Raw genomic sequence first — 24,830 nt, 5'->3', positions numbered from 1 at the left:
CTATGCTAGTTCTTTCTCTACTCTCTCAAGCGCTGATGCTACAACTGCATCCATATCATAGTACTTATACTCTCCAAGTCTGCCACCAAAGATCACCTTATCTTCCTTAGCTGCAAGAGCCTTGTAGTCTTCGTAGAGTTTGCCATTCTTCTCATCATTAACTGGATAATATGGTTCATCTCCTGGCTTCCACTCAGAACTATACTCTCTTGATATGATTGTCTTAGGAAGATCGTTACCTTCTTCATCCTTACCAAATTCAAACCACTTATGTTCAATAATTCTTGTCCATGGTGTCTCGCTGTCAGTGTAGTTCACAGCTGCGTTTCCTTGGAAGTTTGGAATATCAAGGGTTTCATTTTCAAAACGCACAGAACGATATTCGAGGGTGCCAAGCTTATAGTCAAAGTAAGCATCAATAGGACCTGTGTAAACCACCTTACCGTCTTCCTTTAATTCAGCAAGAAGGCTCTTTTTTGTTGCCTCATCAAGATAATCAAGGTTAAGTCTAACATCGATACCCTCAAGCATATTTGCCACAAGCTTAGTGTAGCCACCGATTGGAATACCCTGATAGAGGGCATTAAAGTAGTTATTATCAAATGTTAAACGCACTGGAAGTCTCTTAATAATAAAGGCTGGAAGCTCTGTACAAGCTCTTCCCCACTGCTTCATTGTATAACCCTTAATTAACTTCTCATAAATATCCTTACCCACAAGGCTAATTGCCTGCTCTTCTAAGTTGGCTGGTGGATTAACGCTACCATCTGCATTAGTTCTAGCCTTCTCACCTTCAGCTCTTTGCTCTTCAATTTTAGCCATAGCCTCTTTCGGTGTAACTACGCCCCACATCTTGTTAAATGTGTACATGTTAAATGGTAAAGAATATAATTCTCCCTTGTAATTAGCAACTGGTGAGTTAGTAAATCTATTAAAATCGATAAACTGATTAAGATAATCCCAGACTTTCTTGTTATTAGTATGGAAAATGTGTGCGCCATACTTATGAACATTTATCCCTTCCTGCTTCTCTGTGTAGATGTTACCGGCGATATTGCCTCTCTTATCAATTACAAGAACTTTCTTTCCTGCATTAGTTAATTCTCTTGCAAATGTAGCTCCGTATAAACCTGAGCCAACAATAATATAATCGTACATAATCTCTTAGTTACCTTTCTGTTTTAATTCCTAGCTAAATTTTAACTCAGTCGGAGTACAAGCTCCGACTGAGTTAAACGCTCCGCGAGGATGCGCACGGATTCGGACAGGAATTTGTCTGCAGTAGCAGACCCGAATCCGACGCGCAAGACTCGCGAGCGAGTCTTGACATCTAATTCTAATATTTTTTCTAGTTTCCCGTAGCTACAATTATAGAGCCAAATCCTCTGTAAAACAATATCTCTTGTATATTTGAAAGGCATAGTTTATAATAAACATATGTATCGCAGATGTGAATTTTATATTTTATTGGGATTATTTTAAGAAATTCTCTTGACAAAATTTAAATTTAGAATTATTCTAATTCCAAGTTAAGCGATTGAGATACATTTTCATAACGCTTAATCAAGTTTATGGAAGGAGAATTACCATGACGAAATACGCTAAGGAAATTTTAGACATTGTAAATGCTTCAAGTGATCACCTTACTGCTGAAGAGATTTTTCTAAAGCTCAAGGCTAAGAATTCTAAAGTCGTCCTTGCAACTATTTATAATAATCTAGGCACCTTAGTTAAGAACGGCGATGTTAGAAAGATTGCAATGGACGGTGGGTCAGACAGATACGATAAGACTGTTCGTCACGATCATTTAATATGTGCTAAGTGTGGTAAGATTTCCGATTTCACATTTGAGGATCTAACAGAATCAATTGAAAAGCAATCCGGTATTAAGATACTATCTTATGACCTTAAGGTTTCTTATATATGCGACGATTGCAAAAAGAATCATTAATTTTTTATTTTAAGGAGGACATTTAATTATGAACAAGTATGCAGGAACACAGACAGAGAAGAACTTAGAGACAGCTTTCGCTGGTGAATCACAGGCACGTAATAAATATACATATTTTGCTTCAGTAGCAAGAAAAGAAGGCTACGAGCAGATTGCAGCTCTCTTCGAGAAGACAGCTAACAACGAAAAGGAACATGCTAAGTTATGGTTCAAGGAACTTGGATGTCTTGGTGATACACCAGCTAACCTTTTATCAGCTGCAGAAGGCGAGAACTACGAATGGACAGATATGTATGATGGTTTTGCTAAGACTGCTGAAGAAGAAGGCTTTACAGCTTTAGCTGCTAAGTTTAGAATGGTTGCAGCAATCGAGAAGATGCATGAGGAACGTTATAGAAAGCTCTTACAGAATGTTGAAACAAAGCAGGTATTCGAGAAGAGCGAAGTTAAGGTTTGGGAATGCCGTAACTGTGGCCATATCGTTGTTGGTACAAAAGCTCCTGAGGCATGTCCAGTCTGTGCACATCCAAAGAGCTTCTTTGAAGTGCATGAAGAAAACTACTAATTAGAAATAATCTTAGGGATAAAGATTAGATATATATGAAATGAAAGCGTTATCGCAGGTTTTTCACTAGGTGAATTACTTGGCGGTAACGCTTTTTTATTGATTATAACTACATATTATAAAGATAACTGCTTTAGAATAACGTTGCTATTCTTTGATGCAAAATCTATTAATTCATCTGTAAAACCAGATTTCGAATAAATGCAATAATACTCTCTTCTTGATTGTGTCTTCCATTTAACACTTTTAGCCTTCTCTTTTAAGGACATCAATACATCCATTCCCTTTTTATTCTTAGAGTATTTACACTCTCCAAACACGATATCTTCGCCGTTAGAATCATACGCTAGTATGTCAATTTCAACATCTTTAGCTCCCCACCATCTTCCTAATCTATTAAAAGGTATTCCATTTGCCAATAAATTCCATGCATCTTCTCTACATATGTCTTCATATACATATGAGACATGATTATCTATAAAATTCTTCTTTATCTTATCCTCTACATATTGTCCTTTTCCAGATTCTAATAATCCCCTATTAGGATATATAAACTTAAACCAGAAAACTATAAAATTATCCTTAATCTTATACAAACCCATCTTGCTCTTACTTGGATTCTCCTCAGTTATGGGAACTTCTCTCTCGATTATATCTAGGTCCACTAAGACCTTTAAATATGAGGTTAACTTTGATTGAGCAACTTCAAGATAAGTAGCTATTTTAGATAGTTTATAATTACCGGCAGCAATAGTTTTTAATATTGAATAATAACTTCCTACTTCAGATACTTCCTTTTGTAATAAAAACTCAGGTTCAGCGTATAAAAATGAATTAAGAGAAAGCACATTCTTTTTTATCGCTTTATAAATATCCTTGTCTTTACTAAATAACTCTATGTATTTTGGAACACCACCTGTTACCGCATATTGCATTATTTGCTGATCTAAATTTAAAGTTTCATCAAATAAATGATAGTATGAAAAATCAATCTGCTTTAGTTTTATCTGCGCAGTTCTTCTTCCATAAAGTGGAGAATCATAATTTAGCACCTGTGAGGTCATCATATTAATTAAAGAACCGCATAATATAAGCATTACATTAGCCTTAGATAATATCTCATCCCAAGCCTTTTGCATAATAGAAGGAAATGCCTTATTAGACTTACCTAGATATTGAAATTCGTCAATTACTAATACAATTCTCTCTTTCTTTGATTCCTCTGCTATTCTTTTAAAAATAGGCATCCAAGTATCAAGATTAGCACTAGATAAAAGCTCATCTTCAAGTTCTAATGAAACTAAATCTTTAAAGGCATTTCTATTTTCAAATTCGCTTTCTTCTGTTGCCAAATAATATATAGATTTCTTATTCTCACAAAAATGATTGATCAAAGTTGTTTTACCAACTCGTCTTCTTCCATAAACAACTACAAAAGCTGGTGAGCTGCTATTATACTCGTTTTCTAATGTTTCTAATTCTTCTTCTCTTCCAACAAATAGTTCCATAGCAAACCTCCATCACAATTTATATAATTTAGATTATTATAATCCAAATTATATAAATTGTAAATTATTCTATTCTATTGATACCATTTCTTATAATACAAACCAAACAACCCCATCAGCCCGTATCAATCAACAGCTATCATCACTGTTATTAACACGACCCAATGGGGTTGTTTATTAGTAGCATTTTCTTTTAAAAAATGTTACAAGTCTTATAAATCTTTCTTCCAAAGACCATGAAGATTGCAGTACTCATAAGCTGCTACTGCCTTCTTTCCGCCAAGGTTAAACTTAACGCATGGTGGCTGACCTGGCTTAAGATACTCTACAAGTACACCATCTTCTGTCTGGAGACAGACAAACTGAATGAAGTGCTCTTCCACCATTGGATGCTCTACTTCACCAATCTTTACGATAACTTCATCACCGTTGCACTCTACTACTGGTACATGCTTCTCTGTAGCTGCATCTGTTGTGTTAGCCTTAAGTAAAGTCATGTCCTGACCGCAACATACTAATGGACCGCCCCCATCATGAAGTTTCATGATAATATTGCCGCAAATGTTGCAACGATAAATCATTAATTCTGCCATAAAAACCTCCTTATTTAGTTATACATTTGGATAGTAATATTATAACTTATATCGAGTTGGTATACAAGGAGTATATTTAAAAGAACACAAATAATGTTTCAAAATAAGATATTCCTTATAACACAAATCAAAAAAGAGGTAGCCACTATTAGCTACCTCCCTCTTAATCATTCTATTCTTCAGTTTCCATCACCTTTGGTTCTTTTATAACCAAGAACTTTAACTTAAAAAACATAAAACATACAAATTGGTATAATATATAAGCTGCAAATCCTATTGCAAATGTAATTACCATCCATTTAAACAAACTAATTAAGAACAGTTTGGGACTTTCATATAATAACTTAGCCCAATCCATATTTCTCCACCATGTTCTAAATGAATCACTATCGTGTATTAAATATATCATAAATGTAGAACTTGCAATATAATTATACACTATTTAAATTAATAAGAAATAGCTTTTTATTATTTAAAGTCAATACTTTTCATATTTATATTACCATATTTTATACGTTGAATTCCATTTTTATCAGTCTTTAAAAAAATAAATATACATTATTTGTTTAAATTAATTTGTAATTTACAGTTTCTATAAATCATATTTAATTCCTACAGTATAGATTAATTTACTTATAATCATCCTAACTTCTAAGTATGTTTCAATAAAAATGAATGCTAACTATAAAATATAGTATAGCATCCATATGTCCACTCTTGTTCATAAATATAATCTCAGTTTTTCATACATTCTAAACAAATTAGATGCTATCCCTTACACTACGAGATAGCATCTATAAGATTCACTCATATTATAAAAATTTTTATTTTAAATATCAGCTATTTATAACGATTAAATATATTTAATGTTGTAATTTATACCACTTTACATTCTTTCGCAGTTATAAAAACATGGATTATGATACTACCATGCCAATTTTGTACTTATATCATAATCATATACACATATTTTATATTGCCCAGATTCCAACACTTTTTGAGGTTGTCCTAATATCTTAAAAATATTATTACTATTTATGCCAAATATGTCACCATCATAAACTATAATGTAATTCGATGGTTCTTCATACCAAGATGATTTACAAAACCAGTTATACATTCCATAATCTTCCCCTTCACATATAACAGCTCTAACCTTAACACTTTCTCTAGATAAAACTGTTAATTTAGATGCTTCCCAAAATCCTGCATAACCAGTTGTTAAATTATTATCTTCCAATGTTTCTATAAGTTGTAATGTGTCATCTGTACTTTCTTTTTCATCTAAGTGTACCATATAAGCTTTTAAAACAAGCACTAATAATAATGTTATTAGTACGGTTATTTTCGTTTTCTTGTTTTTATTAATAATTAAATTATCATAATTTCTTATAAACACAATAGCAACAAGCGCATCAAAAAATGATAAATATCTTGCACTTATATAATCAACCGAAATTGTAGTCATAATAAATACCAATGACATTATAATAAAGGCTAAGCCTAATATTGTAGTTATAAAATCATAATCTTTACCTGATAGAAATTTAATAATATTAGATATTATTATGCAAAAAAACATTAATACAATTAAAACATTGATTGCATAAAATACTGTTTTTACAGAAAACAGTTGGGTATTTTCAAAATTTCCATCAACCAAATATAAAATACTTCTTATGTAAACAATTATTTTACTAGGTAAACTCTCTAATGATACAAAAAATTTTGAATCTAAAAAAGAATTTTTATTTGCTCCTCCTACAAAAAAGTATAATTTATCTAGTAAAAAACCAGTTATTAAACCGATAGCATTAATGGCAACAATTATACCTGCTCTATTTAAACTTATCTTATCTAATATAAAGCTCCAAAAAGCCCAAAAACACATTGGAGCTATTAGTAATAATATGATTATCGGATCACTTTCAACTGCAAGTGCTGTTAAAATAATATATAATAATCCAAGTAATATAATTTTCTTTTTTTCAACACATTCATTTAATTTAGTAACAATAAATACATTTACAAACGAAATTACAAAAACGCCTACATGAGCACGTAAAAGATTAAGTGCAAATAATCCGGGTAACATGGCATAAATTAAAAATAATAAGCCCTTTTCCCACTTTGATTTTTCAAACTTATCTTTAATTAACAACAGCGAAACCAAAACTAATGCAATTTGCATCAATCCGGAAGCTATTACATAAGCCCTACTCGAAACTCCTGCTACCAATACTCCTATTATATAATATATTACATCTGTAAATAGAAATGAAATTCCAGTTAAGTTCCAGTTAGATCTAAAAAAATTTCCACTTAAAATATCTTTTGCTTCAAGTACTAAATTTGCATAGTCGGAATTTAGCGCCCAAAAAGAAAATCTCCAAATGATAAAAGCACTATATAATACAAACAAGAATACAAATATCGCTGCTTTTTTATACTTATTCATTGACTACTCTCACCCTTCTTTTTATTGTACTATTTAATAATAGACACCAAAAAATATAGCACTTGGTGCATAAAAAGTCAATCTACGACAGTATTTGTATGTTATACGTTATATCGCATATAAGATTAAATGACTAATACCTTTTATTTTCTAAATATGGCTATAAATCAAATAATTACTTTTAATTTAACTAGATTAATTCAAAAAAGGGGTTATCATGAAACTTAAAGCTAGAACTATTACAATAATATCAATTTTGTTATCAATTTTTGTTTGGATCTTTCTCGATTTATTTTTAGATGGTTCAGCATCTCAAGAATTATTATTTGTTAATAATTTAGATACAGGTATGGATTTCTTTTCAAGTATTCTATATACACAAGGGACAAATCCTTATATGGGATTTGATACAGTATATCCACTTCTAGCAAATTTTTTTATGGGTTATATTGCATTCTTCCATCATATATAAAATCGATAATTCCAACAAATATGGGAGCTATAATGAATGCGTATGGAACTGCAGCGGATTTACGTACATTACAAAATAGTATGATGCTATTTATAATTACAATATTGCTACTTATATATACTAAAAGATATACTAAAAAATATTCTAATAATACTGTAGTTTCAATTACTTTATGTTATTCAATTGGAGTGATTTACGCTATAAAACGAGGTAATATTATTTTACCTACAATTGCACTAATCATGTATTTTTTAAATAACTATGATAACAAATCTAAATTTAAACGTAATATGGCACTTACCTGTTTAGCTGTAGCCGCAAATTTAAAACTATATCCAGTATTTTTCGGCATTATCCTAATTAAAGAAAAAAAATATATAGACGCTATAAAACCGTTATCGTAGGTTTATCATTATTTTTATTTCCTCTCTATTTTTTGGTGGACTATCTGCAATAAAACAATTTTTATAATTCTTTTAGGATTTTCAGGAACTGGAGTAAATAATTTTGGATATTTTGGCTTACAATGTATCTTTAAAACTATGATTGCCCTTACACAAAAAATAACTGGAGCTGACATTAATATATATCCTTACATAAATATAATAAGTTTTATGCAAAAAATTTCTTATGTAGTAGCATTTATTATTATATTGTTGAGCTTATGTGTAAAAGATAAATGAAAATCTTATTTATTGTTATAGCTATTTTTACCGTTCAACAATCAACAGCTTATACAACTTCTTTCTTATTATTTAGTTTTATATTTTATCTAAGAGATGTTAATTATTTAAAACTTAATTTAGATACCTTAATTTTTGTAATTATGTTAATAATGCAGCTACCTATAGCATTATTGGGTTTACAAATACCTATTACAGGTTATCCAAATTACACTTTTAATACTATACTAACTCAATTATGTTATGTGTTATTATTAATTTATTGTATAACTTATGATATATATAGTTTATTTGCTTTTATTAAAAGAAAATAGCAATTATTGATGTTAAAATCATAAAGCAGCAAACAATAAGTGTTGGGAATCTGTCCATTAACTGAGAATGTCTTTACAAACTGATAACTCATAGCTCTATAGCCTGTCATAATATCATTATTCTTTGTCTTAAAGATATGATTAATGGAGAACCTAACCAAACCATTACCAAAGTTATAAAATGGGCTCTTACTCTCTATAAAGTATGTTGATGATAATCTATCACCTACAACCATATCAGCCTGTTCTTCTAATACAAGTCTTGCCATTTCCTTAGCTTCACTTGCTGAATATATATCATTTCCATCGGCCATTAGATAACATTCTGCATCGATGTCTCTAAACAATCTTCTTATAACGTTACCTTTTCCCTGATGTCTTTCATATCTAACTACAGCTCCTGTAGCTCTTGCGATTTCATCTATTCCATCACTTGAGTTGTTATCATTAACATAAATAACCGCCTATGGAATATCCTCTTGAAATCTTTTACAACTTTCTCAATTGTTGCACTTTCATTATAGCATGGTATTAATACTGCTACACTGTCCGTTCTAATCTTCTTCTAACAATTGTTTAAATCATCTTTATTATACCTAAACAATATACTATTATATCTAATATTTTTCAAAACACAATAGTTTCACATAATAATAGCCCTACTAGATTTTCTAGTAGAGCTATCATTCTATACATGAGTAATAAGGCAAGTACCCTTTCCTCTAATAATAATCTCTTTCTTTCCTGCACTAACAAAGAAACTGTCTGCCGGTTTATACTTCATAGATATCTCACCCTTTTCATCTTCTACAGCAATACTACCATTTCCCTCAATGAATAATGCTGACATAAATGATGCTTCATCTACAGGTATTCTTACTTCGTCATTTACTTCATACTTTGTTACTTCAAAGTACTTACACTGAACAAGACGTTCTTCTGTGTAATGCTCATTACGTGCAAGAACAACTTCGTTCTTATTATCCTTAACAAACTTTTCCGGTACAACTACATCTAAGGACTGTGCAACATGTAATTCTCTTAAATTACCAAACTTATCTCTTCTATCGTAGTCATACATTCTGTATGTACAGTTTGAATTCTGCTGAATCTCTGCTATTAAGATACCTGCACCAATAGCATGAATAGTTCCGGCCTTAACCATTACTACATCTCCAGGTTTAACATCGATTCTATTAAGAATTTCTGTAATTGTATTATTCTTAATTCTTTTTTCAATCTCTTCCTTAGTAGCATCTCTCTTTAGACCACAGTAAAGGAATGCTCCTGGTTCTGCATCTATTACATACCACATCTCATTCTTACCATACTCATTTTCTTTCTCAAGAGCATACTCGTCATCAGGATGAATCTGAATTGAAAGATCCTTCTTAGCATCGATAAACTTAATAAGAATTGGGAATCTATCTTGTGCTTGGCACTTCCAACCTAAAGACTCTTTTCCAATTATACTTAAGTAATCATTAAATAATCTACCTTTGTATTTACCTGATGCAATTCTACTAAGTCCATCTGGATGGGCTGATAACTCCCAGCTCTCAGCAATAATGTCGTAATCACATTTCTTACCATATACATCACGAAGCTTAGTTCCACCCCAAAGATTATCCTTAAAGGCTGGATCAAGCTTAACGATTGGCTCTGCTGCCGCAACAACATTATTAGTATCTACATTGCTCTGATAAATCTTTACGAAATCATCATCCATAAGATTCTCACCTATTCCGATTTCAATAATAATTAAATCCTTATCAGTCTTATTGGCAACCTTATGCATTACACCTATTGGTACATCTACGCTTTCAAATCTATTATAGTCCTTAGTCTCATCTCCAACTGTAATAGTTGCCACACCTTCAACTACTGACCAATGTTCTGTTCTAAGTTCATGCTTATGTAAGTTCATCTGATATCCAGGATAAACTGTAACCTTACGAACCTTATAACCTTCGTTATAACTTAAGAGCTCATGTGTACCCCATTCTTTATAAGAAATTCTGTTATGATCAAAGTACATCTCATAAGTATCTTTATTATCCTTAATGATATCTTTAATACTATCAGCTGAACGCCTTGAAGACACTAATAATGCATCTTCTGTATTAACAACCACAATGTCTTTTAAATCATTAGCTACAACAAGTTTTCTCTCTGCTTCGTTAATAACTGTTACATTGTTACAGTCTTTTTTAATTACAAATTCCTGATTATGTACCTGTGCAATGTCTTCTAAATCATTAGCCGAACCTACATCCTTCCATCCAAATGTAGCTTCTACAACCTTAATCTTATCAGCCTGCTCAAATACTAAAGTTTCAATACTTCCTGTTGGAATATCTTTCATCACATTCTCATTAAACTTAATTGAACGTTTAATAGCAGGAACTTTTCTCTTTGCTAATTTACACTTCTTAAATAGCTCAGGATTAACTTTATTAACCAAATTAACCATGGCACCTGCACTAAATACTAAAATGCCTGTATTCCAAAGATAGCCCTCTTCATAACTAAAGTCTCTACTTTGCATGTTATCAAAGTTAACCTTTGAAATATACTGAGTAACTAATTCCCCTTTTCTCTTTATGTATCCAAGAGTAGATGTTCTATAAAGAGGCTTTGAACCAACTGTTACAATATCGCCATTCTTAGATAATTCCTTTGCAGCAATAATTGTATCTTTATAATCATCGCCTTCAATTAAATTATCTGAATTAACTACTAATACAGTTTCTGTCTGGTTGCAGAACAAAGTACCAAGCATAATAGCTGCTGCAGTTCCATGTGCTTCACCTTCTAGTAATACACGATACTTAAGGCTTTGGAAAGCCTTCAATTGACCGTTAACAATATGCTTATAACTTTCATTAGTAATAATTAAAAACTCATCACAGAAAGGCATGTTACGAACTACTGTCTCCTGTAATATAGATCTTCCTTCCTTAACATTCATAAACTGTTTAGGAAATTGTCTGCGTGATAATGGCCATAAAGCATCTCCACTACCACCAGCTAAAATAATACACTTCATAACTTATTAATTCCTCCAAATAGGATTGTCAAAATTTAGTCATTAACGGAACGATTATAGCACACATTAAAATATAATGCACCAATTAACATTACTTTAATCATAAAATATATGTTAATTACAATAACTATTTTATTGATTTATTAATTATTATATGATAGACTTTTAGCTAGTTAGCACATCCGTGCTTAACAATAATACCACATAAAAAAATGGCGTTGAAATCAACGCCATTTTTTATTTGGGAAATATATAAAATTCAAAATATAGTATTAGTTCACTTCTTTACTTTTAAATGCCCATAACTTATTCATAACAAAGTTAATTGGTACACTTATTATTAGTGTTATTAGTGGAGATATTAATTTGCTAACACCTAGGATATCAACCCATAAAAATGCTAAAACATTAGTTAAAAACAATCCTGTAAAAGCATATGACATATAAGTTTTAATTAGCGCAGCAAAAATATTTCGCTCTTCTCCATCATTTACTGTAAATACATATTTATTGTTCCAATAAAATGACCATAATACACTCAAAATAAATGCAACCATATTAGCTATAAAATAATCATATCTAATACAAAGATGATTCTTATCTAATATCGTAAGTGTAATTAAATATAATAAATACGATATAACAGTGTTAGAAAGTCCAACTATACCAAATTTTATAAATTCAACAAATGATTTTTCTACCTCTGGACTTAATTCTTTATGAAGGATCTTAAATATTATCCTTAGAAAAAACAATCCAATTTTTTCTATAATATTATATATATATTTCATATGATTCTCCATTCAAATAGATATATTTACTCATCAAAGTTAATTCTTTCTTCTTCGACTACCAATGGACGGTTCATTAACCTTTGATTCATACTTATAATATATTCACCCATTAATCCTATAAAGAATAACTGTAGGGCACCTAAGAAACTAACCAATATAATCAACGGTGCCATACCTGCTGCAAAACGGTCCCAATATATTAACTTTAACACTAAATACACAAGACCTATCACAACACTAATAAAGCCCACAAATGCACCTATAAATGTTGCAAGACGTAATCCTATTTTAGTATATGATGTAAAACTTAGCATTGCTGCATCATATAATGTATAAAAGTTATTATGAGTTTTTCCAGCTCTTCTTTGTGCCTGAGTGTACTCAATCTCTGTTCTTTTAAAGCCAAGTTCTCCAACAATACCTCTAATAAAAGGAATAGGATCTTTTAAATCTCTTAAAACCTTAACAAAGGACTTATCGTACAAACCAAATCCAGTGAAGTGTTCAATTTGTTCTGCTGAAGACATCTTCTTTATCATTTTGTAATAACAAGATCTTAAGAAGTACATAATCTTATTTTCTTTACTTGTTGTCTTAACTGCACAAACAATCTTATATCCTTCTTCCCATTTTGCTACTAACTGAGGAATAACATCTATTGGATCCTGAAAATCAGCACATACTGGAATTGTGCAATCACCTGTTGTTTGTAATATTCCATAGTAAGGTGAGTTAAACTGTCCAAAATTCTTTGCATTAAAAATCGCTCTTATCTTTTTATTGCCCTCACATAATTGTCTTAATTTAACCCTAGTAGTATCTCTTGAATCATTATCTATAAATAATATTTCATAATCGTAATTAGGTAAATCCTTAGCAAACATTTCAATGATGGCTTCGCTAATTGGTATAACATTCTCTTCCTCATTATAACAAGGAATCATAATACTAATCTTTTTCATTTTATCTCCTACCATTTTTAATCCAATCTATGGTTTCATTTATTCCTTCTTCAAAGCTATAACCTGGTTCAAAACCTGTATCATTAACTAATTCAGTGGTATCTGCACATAAGTACATAACCTGTTTATTACCATAAGGTATATCGCCAAAACCAATTTCTGCTTTTGGATTAATTTGATTCTTCATTCCAACAATATAATCTTTTAAAGGTCTCACACTTCCTGATCCTATAGTATAAATCTTTCCATGCTTACCCTTTTCACCTAATAATCTAAAAGCTTTTGCAGCATCTTTTGAATATAAATAATCCCACTTTTGCTCTCCTAATGTACAAGACGGTTTTTGACCTTGTAAAAGACTTGAAATCAAACTCATAATCATAGTCTTATCACCATCATATGGTCCATATATGCTTAAAATTCTAGTCCATATATGCTTTATTCCAAATTCTTCACACATTATTCTTGTCATCTGTCCAGCACATAGCTTAGCAATTCCATATCCATTTTCTGGAAAGGTTGGTGTTAATGCATTTAGTTTACCTTCAAAACGACCATATTCAGCTTGTGAACCTGAACCTATAAAGGTTTTACACTTTATTCTTGAAGCTGCTTTTACAGCATCTAGGGAATACTTAACGTTTTCATTTTGTCCATACATATTGTTACGGCTATTACCAAATGTACCATCCCATGCAAAATGATAAAAAGTATCTATATCAGAAATGTTTTCTTTTTCAAGAATCTCTGGTAATTTATCTAATTCAGATAAATCACATTCCACTTTCTTGATTTTACTATTTTCTACAATTCTACTTGATCTAGTAGAATTTGGTCTAACAACAGCTACTACTTCAACACCATTATTAACTAATTCATTAATCAATGCCATTCCTATAGTTCCTGTTGGACCTGTAATTATCGCTTTTTTCACTTTACACCTCTTCTACAGGTTTAATATATAAATTACTAAGTACTTCTTCGCGTGGTAAGAATGGGGCTAAATCTTCAAGTGGAGGACTTACCAAACTTCCATCCTCTAGTCTCTTTGTTGCACTCTTTGGTTCCCATACCTGCTTAGTATCAGTAAATACTTCACAGAATACAAATCCATCCATTGAAAGAGCCTTATCGACTGCTTCTTTCATTTCCTCGTTATTATGAGCTGATAAATATGGATAACCAAATGCTTCTGCAAGCTTTTTGAACTCTGGGAAACTTAAATCTCCCGATTCAGGACCTATACCAATTTTACACTTATCTTTAAATAAGTTGTTCTGTGTTAATCTTATTGAATGATAACCGCTATTATTTATTAAGAATAACTTAATTGGTAATTTATTAGTTATAATTGTCTGTAATTCCTGTAAGTTCATCATTATAGAGCCATCACCCTCTAGGCAGATAGTATCTTTTTTACCCCCTGCTACACATAAACCAATAGCAGCTGGTAAACCATATCCCATACTAGCAACTGCACTATTAATAATAAATCTTGTATCCTTCTTTATTACATAATTCTGATGACCTACTACACAACAAGCTCCATTAGAAACAGCTGTTAAAGAGCCTTCTTTTAAATTATCACTTAAATAGTTAATAAATGCATATACATTAGCTGTCTTACCATCGTTATTCCAATGTCTTTCAAGAGTAGTTGGATATTTAGCTTTCCATTCCTGACACTGTTTTACCCAACTATCTTCAGTAAATACATGCTCGTTTTTAGCTATTTTCTTATCAATTACATTATTTAAAGTTGTTAAGAAATCCTTAGCATCTGCCCAAACTGGTATATCTACATGAATAGTATGCTTTTTCATTTCAGCTCTATCAATATCAACCATTATGACTTTTGCTTCTCTAGCCCATGTATTAAAGCTATAACCTGTTTGACGAATAGAAATTCTAGTTCCTATAGCTAATAATAAATCTGAGTTCTGAACAGCAAAATTTCCTGCTCTATCACCCATATTTCCGCCTCTACCAACATAAAGTGGATTATCTGTTTCGATTAAATCTACGCTATTCCAATATGTAGCTATAGGTACATTTAATTTATCAATAACTTTTCTAAATTCATCATATCCACCAGATAATCTTATGCCACCGCCAGCATAAATCACCGGTCTTTTGGCTTCTTTTATCATATCGATAATCTTTTCTACTGTTTCTTCAGAAGCAATAGGAGGTAACATAGCATCATCTTTTTCCTGATCTTCTGTTCCAAAATAACCATGTAAATCATCTGTTTCAATATATGAGCCTTGATAATTTACTGGAATATCTATCCATACTGGGCCTGGACGTCCTGTTGTAGCTAAATGCCATCCTTTTTCTAATGCATAACGAATATCATTTGGATTCTCAATCATTACAGCATATTTTGTCATGTTTTCTACGGATTTTACAATATCATATTCCTGATCTCCTACTGCTCTTAATGGCAAACCGTCTGTATACTGCATAGCATATCTTGCTGTTGTATCATATCTAACCTGTCCACTAATAACAAACATAGGAATTGAATCTAACCATCCACCAAGAACACCTGTTAAAGCATTTGTTCCTCCAGGACCTGTTGTAACACATAATGCTGCTATATTATTCTCTAATCTTGCATAGCTTTCTGCTGCAATAGCACATGCCTGTTCATGATGATTATAAGTACAATGCATAGATTCGTTATGACCAAATGCATCATTTAAATGCATTGCTCCTCCACCTACAACCATAAATGTATCTTTAACACCATGTTTAACTAAAAAATCCACTACATAATCAGCTAATCTAACTTTCATGAAATTTCTCCCTTCATAAACACACATAGAGAAGTTTCTATAATTTCTTATAAAAACTTCTCTAATGAAAAAATTATTATATTATTGATTTACGGCCTCAATAATTGTCTTAGCCATGTAATCGATTATTTCATCTGTCATTCCTGGATAAACACCAACCCAGAATGTATCTCTCATAATTCGATCTGTATTTTCTAATGTGCCAACAACTCTATAACCTTCACCAGTTGCACGCATCTGATCGAAGCATGGATGCTTAATTAAATTACCTGCAAATAAGTTTCTTGTCTGTACGCCATGATTTTCAACATATTCAACAACTTTCTTTCTATCAATGCCTTCCTTAACTGTAATTAAGAAACCAAACCAGCTTGGTGTACTTCCTTCGCAAGGTGTAGGAAGAATAATCTTATCAGCTACAGGCTGTAATGCTTCATGTAATCTTGCAAAATTATGTCTTCTTCTTTCAACAAATGAAGGGAACTTTTCTAACTGTGCACAACCAACAGCTGTCTGCATATCAGTAGCCTTTAAGTTGTAACCAAAATGAGAATATACATACTTATGATCATAACCTAAAGGTAATTCTCCATACTGCTTATCAAATCTATGACCACATAAATTATCTTTACCTGATGGACAAACACAATCTCTTCCCCAATCTCTAAATGAACGAATGCATTTATTTAGTAATGGATTATTAGTATACACTGCACCACCTTCACCCATTGTCATATGATGTGGAGGATAGAAACTACTTGTTCCGATATCACCAATTGTACCTGTAAACTTTTCTTCACCCTTATAGTTATACTTAGAACCTAGGGCATCACAGTTATCTTCAATAAGCCATAAATTATGCTTATCACAGAAATCCTTTACTGCTGTTAAGTCAAATGGATTACCTAATGTATGAGCAATCATTACAACCTTTGTCTTGTCTGATAAAGCTTCTTCTAACTTTGTAACATCAATATTGTACTGTGGAATAGTAACATCAACGAATACTGGTACAACACCATACTGAATAGCAGGTGTAACTGTTGTTGGGAAACCTGCTGCAACAGTAATCATTTCATCTCCACGCTTAACCTGTCTATCGCCAAGTAGAGGTGATGTTAATGCCATAAATGCATTTAAGTTAGCAGATGAACCTGAGTTTACAACTGAAACATATCTAACTCCTAAGTATTCGCCTAACTTCTTTTCAAATTCATCTGTATAATGGCCAGCTGTTAACCAAAACTCTAAAGAAGCATTAACTAAATTCTTCATTTCAGCAGAATCATAAACTCTACTTGCATATGAAATTCTATCTCCTTCTTTCCACTGTTTCTCTGCAATGCCATTATTAGCATGATACTTTTTGCAATATTCATCTACAATATCAAGAATTTCTTTTCTTGCATCTAATTCACTCTTATTCTCAAACATACTTTTTCCCTTTCACTAATTAAAAAACTCTTTTATTTCATTATCCATACATTCAACGATATCACCATTGTTTGCATAAACTTTTGACCACTCAACTGACTTTTCTATAGCCATATCAAAATTCCATCTTGGTTTCCAACCAAATGTTGATTTTAACTTAGAACAATCTAGCTTTAAGAAATTTGCCTCATGAGGTCCATTATCAGATTTATTGATCCATTTAAGGTTTTCACCCCATTTTTTACAGAATGTATCAACTAATACCCCTGTAGTTATACAATCAATATCATCAGGTCCTACGTTATAAAATCCTGCGTACTTCTTATCTTCATACTGTTTCATTACAATCATAAGATATGCAGCTAATGGTTCTAATACATGCTGATATGGTCTTGTTGAATATGGATTTCTTACAACTATATCTTCTTTTTTAATTGCTGCTCTAACGCAATCTGGAACGATACGATCATTAGCAAAATCTCCTCCACCAATTACGTTACCAGCTCTTGCAGTTGAAACTGCTACATTAGCATCATTAAAAAACGAATTAATATAACTATGCGTAACAAGTTCTGAACATGACTTACTATTTGAATAAGGATCATAACCATCTAATGGTTCATTCTCTCTATATCCCCATTCCCATTCATTATTGTGATAAACCTTATCTGTTGTTACATTTAAGAATGATTTAACACATGAATTCAATCTTACACATTCACAAATATTTACTGTTCCCATAACGTTTGTTTCATATGTATAGACAGGGTCCTTATATGAATCTCTAACAATTGGTTGAGCTGCTAAATGCATTACGATTTCAGGTTGTACTTCTTTAAACACTTGCTTTAGATGTTCTAAATCTCTAATATCACCTATTACAGAATTCATCTTATCTTCTACATCAGCTAATGAAAATAAATTAGGATTAGTAGGAGGATTTAAAGAATATCCTGTTACATCTGCACCAGCATTAATTAATATTCTGCAAAGCCAAGTACCCTTAAAGCCTGTATGACCAGTTACTAAAACTTTCTTTCCATTAAAAAAACTTAAATCCATTTTAATCTCCTTAATTCCATTTCTTCCATGGAGCCTTATCTGCCTTTAATAACTTCTCAAGCATTTGCTTTTCACGCATATTATCCATACACTGCCAATAACCCTTATGTAGATATGACATTAATTCACCTTCAGCTGCAAGTTTTTCCAAAGGTTCTTTTTCAAAAACTGTAGTATCACCTTCAATATAATCAAAGATTTCTGGATTTAATACCATATAACCTGCATTAATAGGTGCTCCATCCATCTGGCTCTTCTCTCTGAAGGATTTAACAGCATTATCACCATCTATATCTAAGACACCTTTCTGTTGTTCCTGCATAACTGCTGTTAATGTAGCTATCTTTCCATGTTCTTTATGGAATTCAACTAACTTTTTAATATCAACATCACAAACACCATCACCATAAGTCATTAAGAAAGGTTCATTACCAACATACTTCTGAATTCTCTTAATTCTACCACCAGTCATAGTATTTAGACCTGTATCTACTACTGTAACCTTCCATGGCTCACTATGGTTTTCATGAATAATCATCTCATTCTTACCATCAGTATAATCAAATGTTATATCGCTATTATGTAAGAAATAATCTGCAAACCATTCCTTTATAACATGCTGCTTATAACCAGCACATATTACAAATTCATTGAATCCATAATACTCATATTCCTTCATAATATGCCATAAGATAGGTTTCTCCCCTATTTCAATCATTGGCTTTGGTTTATACTGACTCTCTTCACTAATTCTAGTCCCGTATCCACCCGCAAGTAAAACTACTTTCATGTTTAATCCTCCATTTTTATTACAACATTGCTCAATATAGCATTTATATACTATTTTTTCAATACTTACTGCATATTACTCTTTTTACAAAACTAATCGATTTTGAAAAAGCTCAATGTATTATCTTCACTTATTATAGGTTCTCCTAATAATTCAGTAAGTTCAGTTTCCAGCTTATCTAAATCAGTTTCTGTATATGCTTTTCGGCAAATATATATTCCCGAGAATCCTGCTTCTTTTAATTCAGCTACCATTTCAGAAGTTTCTAGTAACGCGAAATGCTGTATATATTCTGCATCCTCTGTATCTTTTGTTATTCCGTAGGTCCATCTAAGTTTATGAGAATGCATATATCCCTTAAATAACTCTTGTGGATACATACCTAATTGACAACCGCTTTCTGGATAAGGTTGATAAGGTAATTGATATATAATTGCCCCATCATCCATAACATTTTCAATTTCCGCTACAAAATTATCATCACTAACCCATGACTCTTCGACACTTTCATAATCAAACGTTAACTTAGGGTTTTGTTCCCATATCGTTATCATAAACATAGCGCCTACTACTAATATAAATATTATTTTTGCGTATAATTTTTTTATCTTGTCATTATAATAATCTAACAATAGACACACTGCCATAATTGTAAAAAAACCGATATGGACTGATATTCTATTAAATGAACGTAATGTTTGTGTCATAAACACAAACATGCAAGCTCCAAATCCACCAATTGTTCCAAATAAAATTGCAAATATATTTAATCCTGAAAGAAACGCTAATCTTTCATGCACTTTTTCATTTTTAATAATACTTTTTCTTGTTACCAATATGCAGAATAAAACAATTAAACCAATTATTCCTACAAAACCAATATAAGATGACACGTTTTCATTAACACAAGGAACGTCTGAATTATAACTATTAATTATTGATTCCAAATAACTTATACCATGCCCTCTTACCGGTAGAATAAGTTGTATAATTTTCAAAGAGAACACTTCAGAATCTTGTATTCCTCTTAGTCTCCCTGCTAATCCACCACCATTATTTATAATGTATATTATTTCCGGAATACATCCTATTATCATAAAAGTTATAATACTTAATAAAGATATTAGTCCCCTTATAATATCTATAAAATGTCTTTTATTTAACACTCTTATAAACACTGCAACACATATAAACATGCAAGCAAAAAACTGCCAATATACAATTCCAGAATTAGCCACTAAAAGCGACATTATTAAGCCCCAATAGTTCCTTTTATATTTAAAAAACTGTTTGTTTGGTAAGAAAAATCTTTCATCTTCATACAGCCAAAAACACATAAGTATTGCTAACGGTACAAAGTAATAACATGTTAATACCAAATGTTCTTCATTTCTAAAGAAAATAAAAGGTAACATTGCAAAATCCAATGCTCCTAAAGCTGATATCCATCGTTTTAGCTTTAAATTTCTAAAAACAATATATGAAATTAATGCAATCAAATAAAAAGCACTTAAAAATGTTAAATTTATCCCTGCTCCAACACTTCCTGTAATTTGTGTAAATATCTTGGTTGTTAAAGTATCAAAATTATGTAATCCAGATATTATGTTATTATGATTATCAAATCCATATGGCGCAGCTAAATTATCAGTATGAACATTCCAACCTGTTTCTTGTGTAATTTTAGCTTCAACGAGTGTTGATAATTCATCATTTCCAGTATAATTAAAAGGAATATTAATATTACATTGAAATATATTATAAAAATACTGCAAAAAAGCTGTAATAATTATTGCCATTAAGATTATTGCAATAATATCTTTATATGAATTACGACACCACATTCCTATATTTTTCTTTATCTTGTTCATTTTCCCCTCGCATTTAAACTATATTATTCTTATCTATAATCTCCTGGAAATACTTAGTATACTTATCTACTATTACATCCCAAGCAAAATTATCTAATACAAACTTTCGACCATTTCTTCCCATTTCAGCTGCTTCTTCTTTGTTATTTAAAACATATTCTACAGCTCCTTCAAATTCGAAATAGTTATCAAAGTATAAACCTGCATTTGCTGTACTAGCAAAATATCTAGTAACATTACACTTATCATGAACAAGAACAGGTCTTTCACATAACCAACTTTCCATAACAACAAGTGAAAAGCTTTCATTCTTAGATGGCTGACAAAGTAACTCTGCTGCCGCACATGCATCAAACTTATCCTGTACATCCACAAAGCCTAAATCAATTACATCATCCTTTATATTCTCTGGTAACTGGACTTCACCGCCACCAATTAAAACAAGTTTAACATCATTCTTATTACGTTTCTTATATTCACTAAAATACTTAATCAAAGTATAGATGTTCTTACCTGCATCTTTACGGCCAGCGTAAAGTACAAATGGATCATTAATATTAAATTTTTCTCTAAATCTCTTAGCATCATACTCTACTTCTGTATATACTCCCTCACCTAGAACCTGAGCATTTACCTTTGATAAATCATATACTCTATGAGCTAGATCAGACTCTGGCTGTGCATGGAAAATCATTCCTGCAACATGCTTAAAAGCTTCTTTAAATCTTCTCATATAGATATAACTTTCATCATGGAAGCATGGAATCATAACAGCCTTTTCTGGAACTTCCTTTATTCCATGATATGTTGGTCCAAACATATATGGAATAAAGATAAATAAGTCATAATTATCTTTATTCTCTCTAATATATTTATAAAGATCTGGAGAATTTACCATTTCCTCTGTATATATTTCTTCTTCAGCATCAGTTAAAGGTAATTCATTAGCCATAAGCTTTTCATTAACCTTATTAAACTTATCATCATCACGTTTTCTTACCTTAAATCTACGAATTGTAATTCCTTTTTCTTCGTAATTTCCAGGCTTATAATAATTTTCATTCCAATCCGTATAAAAATTCTTAACACATGTTGTTAAAATTTCTAATTCTACCCCTGCATCCTTAAGGTGAGTAACTAAACCCTTTAGTTCCATCTCTGCACCGCCTGGAATATCAAATCCAAACCATGACATTATAAACGCTAATTTCATTACTTTTCCTCCAGTTTGTTATTGTCTATAACTTTCTCTATCATCATATCTAGTTTATCAATAATTGTATCCCAACTATAAAACTTATCTACATATTTCTGTCCATTAATTCCTAGTTGAGTTCTTAAACTGCTATTTGAAAGTAATTTATTTAAATTACCTTCAAAATCTTGATAGTCATAATAAAACTTACCAACATCTCCTCTAAGACAATGCTGCTTTAATACTTCACATTTAGCATTTACCAATACCGGTACACCTAAATATAAAGACTCCAATAACACCATAGATAAGCTTTCAAATTCTGATGGAACAATAAGTAATTTTGCTTCTTTCATAACAGCAAATTTATCTTCTTCACTTAAAAATCCTAGATATCTCACATTTGGATCTTTAGGTATATCCATAGCCGGTTTACCTACTAGCACTAATTGTAAATTGCTTTTACTATGCTCTATATAATGCTTATAATATTCAAAGAGCTTGTCACATCCTTTATGAGTATCAATTCTACCTACATAAAGAATATAATCTTGTAAATTTTGGTCTTTAACGATTGTAGATCTAGATATCTTATCCTCTAAATCTTTATTAATTTCAACTCCAACTCCACCAAAGCCATTATTATTTAACACATCTGCATTTGAAAATGTCTTTTCAACAAATTCTTTTTCAGATACTGTATTATAAAAAATTGCTGCTGGTTTTCTAAATACGTTCTTATACATGTTCATGTATATAGTTGGTTCATCATGAGCTGTTGGAATTAAAATGGATTTACTCGCCACCTTTGGCATTCCTACAACTGTTGGATAATATAGGTAAGTCATAAAGATAAATAGATCGTAATTATCTTTGTTCTTATCTATATAATCTATTAAATCCTTACTGTAAGGGCCTTGTGACTTTAACCATAAATTCTCCACCAATTTAGTTTTAATACCTATATCAGTTAAAGTTGATATCCACCCAAATCTTCTAAGATTTCTTGGATGCTTAACAGAAAATCTTCTAACTGTAATACCATTTATTTCTTCGATATTATCTTTATATTCATCTTCCCAAGTTAAGTAATCAATCGCCTTTGTTGTTAAGACCTCTATTTCATATTTATTTGTTTCTCTTAAATGTTCCACAAGAAATCTAGCATGCTGTTCAGCACCACCATTTACTTCCTTGCCATACCTTTGAACTACTAAAGCAATTTTCTTCATAACATGTCCTTTTTTCAGGAAATTATAAAATGTTTTCCTTTAAGATTTCCTTAAATCTTTCAATAATTACTTCATTAGAGAAATCTTCTAAACGCTTATTCTGATTCTCTATAATAGCATTTCTTAAATTCTCATCTCTAATAACCTTATCCATTACAGCAGCTGTCTCTAAAGGATTCTTCTCCTGTAATACAATTCCACCACCGCCTAATGTTTCAGGTATAGCTGTAGATGCATATGCTACTATCGGTTTTTTGAAATACATTGCTTCTACTAATGGTACACAAAATCCCTCATGTTCACTCATACATAAGAAAAGATCCGCTGCTCTATAGTATGAGAGTATAGCATTAAACTTAATATGTCCTGTAAACTTAACATCGTGAGCTCCAAGTTGCTTAGCAAATCTTTGAAGTCTTCTTCTATACTTCTCATATCCGCCATCATTACCGATTAGGATTAATCTTGATTTAGGATTGAAGTGCTTCTGATATTCAGCAAAAGCAGCTATAACATCTTCCTGCTTTTTATTTCCTGCAATTCTTCCAGTAAAAAGAATATTAGTAACACCATCTTTTAAATTTTCTAATAATATCTCATTAGGCTTTTTATCATAATCACTATATGAGATTAATATAGGTAATACATCAATCTTACATTTAAAACCTGCTGCTAATAAATCTCTTTTATTAAACTCAGAAACCGCAATACAATAATCCACCTTATCTGAAAGATTAACTAATTCTGCCAATCCAGTTCTACAGTTTTCCGATGCATCATAATTGTATTCCTCTAAGAATTCTGGTGGTGTGATATTATGATAAATCATAACCTTCTTACACTTTAAATTTCCAAACTGATTATTAAAGTGTGAACCAGTAGACATATGATATATTACAACATCATCCTTCTTAAACTTTGGAATATTTTTTACTCTTTTTGCAGTTCCCTTTGGTAATCTTGCATCTACATGATAAGCATATATCTCAGTCTTATAACCTAAGTCTTTAATACACTTCTTTAATGCAATAGCATGATTTCCAATGGCATCGCCATAAGAAATTGTAGGTAATACTTGTACTATCATTTTTCCTCC

The 24,830-nt window shown here is 31.3% G+C and carries 22 protein-coding genes and 1 pseudogene; 4 read left to right on the top strand and 19 right to left on the bottom strand.

Features of this window, described 5'->3' with window-relative positions; all coding sequences use genetic code 11:
- Complete coding sequence (gene glf, locus BLQ66_RS00410) at positions 1 to 1,158, bottom strand: UDP-galactopyranose mutase (RefSeq protein WP_180364669.1); 1,158 nt, start codon at positions 1,156 to 1,158, stop codon at positions 1 to 3.
- 430 nt (positions 1,159 to 1,588) lie between these two features.
- Here glf and BLQ66_RS00405 point away from each other — a divergent pair, with 430 nt between their 5' ends.
- Together BLQ66_RS00405 and rbr are read left to right on the top strand one after the other, a co-directional pair.
- Positions 1,589 to 1,951 (top strand): Fur family transcriptional regulator, encoded by a 363-nt coding sequence (locus BLQ66_RS00405; RefSeq protein ID WP_074520417.1) that lies wholly within the window; start codon positions 1,589 to 1,591, stop codon positions 1,949 to 1,951.
- A 28-nt stretch (positions 1,952 to 1,979) separates the two neighbouring features.
- Positions 1,980 to 2,516 carry a rubrerythrin gene (gene rbr, locus BLQ66_RS00400; protein ID WP_074520416.1) on the top strand — a complete coding sequence of 179 codons (537 nt, stop codon included), beginning with the start codon at positions 1,980 to 1,982 and terminating at the stop codon, positions 2,514 to 2,516.
- Between the two features lie 116 nt (positions 2,517 to 2,632).
- Here rbr and BLQ66_RS00395 read toward each other — a convergent pair whose 3' ends face one another.
- The 4 genes from BLQ66_RS00395 to BLQ66_RS00380 all read right to left on the bottom strand — a co-directional run bounded on the left by BLQ66_RS00395 (position 2,633) and on the right by BLQ66_RS00380 (position 7,075).
- Positions 2,633 to 4,024, bottom strand: coding sequence for an ATP-binding protein (locus tag BLQ66_RS00395; RefSeq protein ID WP_074520415.1), 1,392 nt, complete (start codon positions 4,022 to 4,024; stop codon positions 2,633 to 2,635).
- A gap of 212 nt (positions 4,025 to 4,236) precedes the next feature.
- Entirely contained in the window at positions 4,237 to 4,617 is a 381-nt protein-coding gene (locus BLQ66_RS00390) for a desulfoferrodoxin (protein WP_074520414.1), read from the bottom strand.
- Positions 4,618 to 4,789: 172 nt separating this feature from the next.
- Positions 4,790 to 4,975, bottom strand: coding sequence for a hypothetical protein (locus BLQ66_RS00385; RefSeq protein WP_074520413.1), 186 nt, complete (start codon positions 4,973 to 4,975; stop codon positions 4,790 to 4,792).
- 567 nt (positions 4,976 to 5,542) lie between these two features.
- Positions 5,543 to 7,075, bottom strand: coding sequence for a hypothetical protein (locus BLQ66_RS00380; protein WP_074520412.1), 1,533 nt, complete (start codon positions 7,073 to 7,075; stop codon positions 5,543 to 5,545).
- A 217-nt stretch (positions 7,076 to 7,292) separates the two neighbouring features.
- On the opposite strand from BLQ66_RS00380, the gene BLQ66_RS00375 reads away from it, so the two are divergent.
- Positions 7,293 to 7,547, top strand: a complete 255-nt coding sequence (locus BLQ66_RS00375) for a hypothetical protein (RefSeq protein WP_074520411.1) — start codon at positions 7,293 to 7,295, stop codon at positions 7,545 to 7,547.
- A 32-nt stretch (positions 7,548 to 7,579) separates the two neighbouring features.
- Positions 7,580 to 7,951: a DUF2029 domain-containing protein gene (locus BLQ66_RS00370; protein WP_074520410.1), complete on the top strand. Its 372-nt coding sequence runs from the start codon at positions 7,580 to 7,582 to the stop codon at positions 7,949 to 7,951.
- Between the two features lie 14 nt (positions 7,952 to 7,965).
- On the opposite strand, the gene BLQ66_RS11930 is transcribed toward BLQ66_RS00370, so the two are convergent.
- The 14 genes and pseudogenes from BLQ66_RS11930 to BLQ66_RS00305 all read right to left on the bottom strand — a co-directional run bounded on the left by BLQ66_RS11930 (position 7,966) and on the right by BLQ66_RS00305 (position 24,821).
- The gene (locus BLQ66_RS11930; protein ID WP_180364668.1) at positions 7,966 to 8,127 is read right to left on the bottom strand and encodes a hypothetical protein; all 162 of its coding nucleotides are present in this window, start codon (positions 8,125 to 8,127) and stop codon (positions 7,966 to 7,968) included.
- Positions 8,128 to 8,603: 476 nt separating this feature from the next.
- A pseudogene (locus BLQ66_RS11710) lies at positions 8,604 to 9,103 on the bottom strand (glycosyltransferase family 2 protein); the annotation flags it as partial.
- Between the two features lie 129 nt (positions 9,104 to 9,232).
- Entirely contained in the window at positions 9,233 to 11,593 is a 2,361-nt protein-coding gene (locus BLQ66_RS00360) for a type I phosphomannose isomerase catalytic subunit (RefSeq protein WP_074520408.1), read from the bottom strand.
- Between the two features lie 272 nt (positions 11,594 to 11,865).
- A complete protein-coding gene (locus BLQ66_RS00355) occupies positions 11,866 to 12,384 on the bottom strand; it encodes a GtrA family protein (RefSeq protein WP_242869296.1) in 519 nt (172 codons plus the stop codon).
- Between the two features lie 26 nt (positions 12,385 to 12,410).
- Positions 12,411 to 13,349: a glycosyltransferase family 2 protein gene (locus tag BLQ66_RS00350; RefSeq protein WP_074520407.1), complete on the bottom strand. Its 939-nt coding sequence runs from the start codon at positions 13,347 to 13,349 to the stop codon at positions 12,411 to 12,413.
- A 1-nt stretch (position 13,350) separates the two neighbouring features.
- Entirely contained in the window at positions 13,351 to 14,283 is a 933-nt protein-coding gene (locus tag BLQ66_RS00345; RefSeq protein ID WP_074520406.1) for an NAD-dependent epimerase/dehydratase family protein, read from the bottom strand.
- Position 14,284: 1 nt separating this feature from the next.
- Positions 14,285 to 16,150, bottom strand: a complete 1,866-nt coding sequence (locus BLQ66_RS00340) for a thiamine pyrophosphate-binding protein (RefSeq protein ID WP_074520405.1) — start codon at positions 16,148 to 16,150, stop codon at positions 14,285 to 14,287.
- Positions 16,151 to 16,231: 81 nt separating this feature from the next.
- A complete protein-coding gene (gene rfbH / locus BLQ66_RS00335) occupies positions 16,232 to 17,584 on the bottom strand; it encodes a lipopolysaccharide biosynthesis protein RfbH (protein WP_074520404.1) in 1,353 nt (450 codons plus the stop codon).
- A 15-nt stretch (positions 17,585 to 17,599) separates the two neighbouring features.
- Positions 17,600 to 18,646, bottom strand: a complete 1,047-nt coding sequence (rfbG, locus tag BLQ66_RS00330; protein WP_074520403.1) for a CDP-glucose 4,6-dehydratase — start codon at positions 18,644 to 18,646, stop codon at positions 17,600 to 17,602.
- A 10-nt stretch (positions 18,647 to 18,656) separates the two neighbouring features.
- A complete protein-coding gene (rfbF, locus tag BLQ66_RS00325) occupies positions 18,657 to 19,436 on the bottom strand; it encodes a glucose-1-phosphate cytidylyltransferase (RefSeq protein WP_074520402.1) in 780 nt (259 codons plus the stop codon).
- Positions 19,437 to 19,528: 92 nt separating this feature from the next.
- The gene (locus tag BLQ66_RS00320; protein WP_074520401.1) at positions 19,529 to 21,307 is read right to left on the bottom strand and encodes a DUF6311 domain-containing protein; all 1,779 of its coding nucleotides are present in this window, start codon (positions 21,305 to 21,307) and stop codon (positions 19,529 to 19,531) included.
- A gap of 13 nt (positions 21,308 to 21,320) precedes the next feature.
- Entirely contained in the window at positions 21,321 to 22,520 is a 1,200-nt protein-coding gene (locus tag BLQ66_RS00315) for a glycosyltransferase family 4 protein (RefSeq protein WP_074520400.1), read from the bottom strand.
- Complete coding sequence (locus BLQ66_RS00310; protein WP_074520399.1) at positions 22,520 to 23,734, bottom strand: glycosyltransferase family 4 protein; 1,215 nt, start codon at positions 23,732 to 23,734, stop codon at positions 22,520 to 22,522. Before BLQ66_RS00310 ends, BLQ66_RS00315 begins: the two co-directional genes overlap by 1 nt.
- A 22-nt stretch (positions 23,735 to 23,756) precedes the next feature.
- Positions 23,757 to 24,821 carry a glycosyltransferase family 4 protein gene (locus BLQ66_RS00305; RefSeq protein ID WP_074520398.1) on the bottom strand — a complete coding sequence of 355 codons (1,065 nt, stop codon included), beginning with the start codon at positions 24,819 to 24,821 and terminating at the stop codon, positions 23,757 to 23,759.
- Positions 24,822 to 24,830: the final 9 nt, after the last annotated feature.

Origin of the sequence: Lachnospira pectinoschiza, assembly GCF_900103815.1 — a bacterium.
GTDB lineage: Bacteria > Bacillota > Clostridia > Lachnospirales > Lachnospiraceae > Lachnospira > Lachnospira pectinoschiza_B.
Note: the sequence above shows the minus strand (reverse complement) of the source record. Positions and strands in the feature narration are given on the sequence as shown.

Excerpts from the sequence above, each read along its gene's own strand:
- glf (WP_180364669.1), bottom strand. The coding sequence starts at position 1,158 with ATGTACGATTATATTATTGTTGGCTCAGGTTTATACGGAGCTACATTT.
- BLQ66_RS00405 (WP_074520417.1), top strand. The coding sequence starts at position 1,589 with ATGACGAAATACGCTAAGGAAATTTTAGACATTGTAAATGCTTCAAGT.
- rbr (WP_074520416.1), top strand. The coding sequence starts at position 1,980 with ATGAACAAGTATGCAGGAACACAGACAGAGAAGAACTTAGAGACAGCT.
- BLQ66_RS00395 (WP_074520415.1), bottom strand. The coding sequence starts at position 4,024 with ATGGAACTATTTGTTGGAAGAGAAGAAGAATTAGAAACATTAGAAAAC.
- BLQ66_RS00390 (WP_074520414.1), bottom strand. The coding sequence starts at position 4,617 with ATGGCAGAATTAATGATTTATCGTTGCAACATTTGCGGCAATATTATC.
- BLQ66_RS00385 (WP_074520413.1), bottom strand. The coding sequence starts at position 4,975 with ATGGATTGGGCTAAGTTATTATATGAAAGTCCCAAACTGTTCTTAATT.
- BLQ66_RS00380 (WP_074520412.1), bottom strand. The coding sequence starts at position 7,075 with ATGAATAAGTATAAAAAAGCAGCGATATTTGTATTCTTGTTTGTATTA.
- BLQ66_RS00375 (WP_074520411.1), top strand. The coding sequence starts at position 7,293 with ATGAAACTTAAAGCTAGAACTATTACAATAATATCAATTTTGTTATCA.
- BLQ66_RS00370 (WP_074520410.1), top strand. The coding sequence starts at position 7,580 with ATGAATGCGTATGGAACTGCAGCGGATTTACGTACATTACAAAATAGT.
- BLQ66_RS11930 (WP_180364668.1), bottom strand. The coding sequence starts at position 8,127 with ATGTCAGCTCCAGTTATTTTTTGTGTAAGGGCAATCATAGTTTTAAAG.
- BLQ66_RS00360 (WP_074520408.1), bottom strand. The coding sequence starts at position 11,593 with ATGAAGTGTATTATTTTAGCTGGTGGTAGTGGAGATGCTTTATGGCCA.
- BLQ66_RS00355 (WP_242869296.1), bottom strand. The coding sequence starts at position 12,384 with ATGAAATATATATATAATATTATAGAAAAAATTGGATTGTTTTTTCTA.
- BLQ66_RS00350 (WP_074520407.1), bottom strand. The coding sequence starts at position 13,349 with ATGAAAAAGATTAGTATTATGATTCCTTGTTATAATGAGGAAGAGAAT.
- BLQ66_RS00340 (WP_074520405.1), bottom strand. The coding sequence starts at position 16,150 with ATGAAAGTTAGATTAGCTGATTATGTAGTGGATTTTTTAGTTAAACAT.
- rfbH (WP_074520404.1), bottom strand. The coding sequence starts at position 17,584 with ATGTTTGAGAATAAGAGTGAATTAGATGCAAGAAAAGAAATTCTTGAT.
- rfbG (WP_074520403.1), bottom strand. The coding sequence starts at position 18,646 with ATGGATTTAAGTTTTTTTAATGGAAAGAAAGTTTTAGTAACTGGTCAT.
- rfbF (WP_074520402.1), bottom strand. The coding sequence starts at position 19,436 with ATGAAAGTAGTTTTACTTGCGGGTGGATACGGGACTAGAATTAGTGAA.
- BLQ66_RS00320 (WP_074520401.1), bottom strand. The coding sequence starts at position 21,307 with ATGAACAAGATAAAGAAAAATATAGGAATGTGGTGTCGTAATTCATAT.
- BLQ66_RS00315 (WP_074520400.1), bottom strand. The coding sequence starts at position 22,520 with ATGAAATTAGCGTTTATAATGTCATGGTTTGGATTTGATATTCCAGGC.
- BLQ66_RS00310 (WP_074520399.1), bottom strand. The coding sequence starts at position 23,734 with ATGAAGAAAATTGCTTTAGTAGTTCAAAGGTATGGCAAGGAAGTAAAT.
- BLQ66_RS00305 (WP_074520398.1), bottom strand. The coding sequence starts at position 24,821 with ATGATAGTACAAGTATTACCTACAATTTCTTATGGCGATGCCATTGGA.